Below are 1,234 nucleotides of genomic sequence, written 5' to 3' on the forward strand. Positions count from 1 at the left end.
GTAGCCGCCGTCGACCTTCTTCGCGGTCGTGGCGATGGAGCCGAGGTCGGAGCCCGCGTTCGGCTCGGTCATGCAGATCGCGCCGATTTTCTCGCCGGCCAGTGCCGGCTTGAACAGCCGCTCGACGATGTCGGTGTTGCCCAGCATGTGCAGGAACTTGGTGCCCATCAGCGACTGCATCGCCGCGGCGCCGGCCAGCGACATCGAGCCGCGCGCGATCTCCTCGAGCGCCAGGCCGAATTCGGCGAGCGCCATGCCGCTGCCGCCGACCTCTTCCGGATAGCGCATTCCGAACAGGCCGAGTGCCGCCAGTTCGCCGAACAGTTCGCGCGGGAACGCGCGCGCCTCGTCGAGCGCCGCGGCCTGCGGCACGATGCGCTGGTCGGCGAAGCGCGCGAACGCGTCGCGCACCGCCTTCTGCTCGTCGCTAAGCTCGAAGTCCATCTTCAGGACTCCTCGTCCATTCCGTAGACCTCGCGAGCCGCCTCGGCCGAGAACACGCCGATGCTCACATCCTCCGCGAGCACCTTGCGATCGCGCTTCTTCGGATCGCCATAACCGCCGCCCCCGCTGGCCACCTGGTGGTAGATCGTTCCCCTGGGCACCCCGGTGATCAGGTCCTTGTTCCTCGGCACGACGGTGCGGCCGTCGGGGTACTGCAGGCGGATGAAGTTCAGCCCGGCGTTTTGGCCGCCGAACAGGCCGAAGGCCGGCTCGAAGTCGCCGTCGCCGAAAGTGACCAGTTGCGTGTCGTCCGAGCCGATCTCGAAAATCGTCTCCACACCCAGCCCGCCGCGCCATCGGCCCGCGCCGGCCGAGTCGGTCAGCAGCTCGTGGCGCAGCAGCGTGTGCGGTGTCTGCTGCTCGAACATCTCGTAGTCCTGGTCGAGCACGCCGCCCGAGGCGTCGATCATGCCGATGTGGTCGTAGCCGTCGGCGCCGAGCATCGCGCCCGAGCCGCCCTTCAGGCCCATGAAGCCGATGTCGCCGTACTTCTCGCCGGTGCGCGGATCGATGCCGGTGGTGAGCGAGATCAGTGCATGGTTCCAGCCCGCGGTGACGCGATCGGGCAGCACGGGCGCGAGCGCGCGCTGGATCGCATCCGCATTGGGCGGGCACAGGTGGTTGCCGAAGGTGGTCGCCTTCGGGTACGCCGCGTTCAGGATCGTGCCCTCCGGGATCACGATCTCGATCGGCTGCACCATCCCCTCGTTGTGCGGGATGTCCGGGTTGA

General features: G+C 68.2%; 2 protein-coding genes. Both read right to left on the minus strand.

What is annotated here, in order from left to right:
- Positions 1-444: acyl-CoA dehydrogenase family protein (locus IT540_RS20720; protein ID WP_291181775.1), on the minus strand; the 444-nt coding region annotated here is incomplete at its 3' end.
- 2 nt (positions 445-446) lie between these two features.
- Positions 447-1,234 (minus strand): hydantoinase B/oxoprolinase family protein (locus IT540_RS20725; protein WP_291181776.1); only part of this gene is annotated, 788 nt, incomplete at its 5' end.

It is taken from the genome of Hyphomicrobium sp. (assembly GCF_020852195.1).
GTDB lineage: Bacteria > Pseudomonadota > Alphaproteobacteria > Rhizobiales > Hyphomicrobiaceae > Hyphomicrobium_C.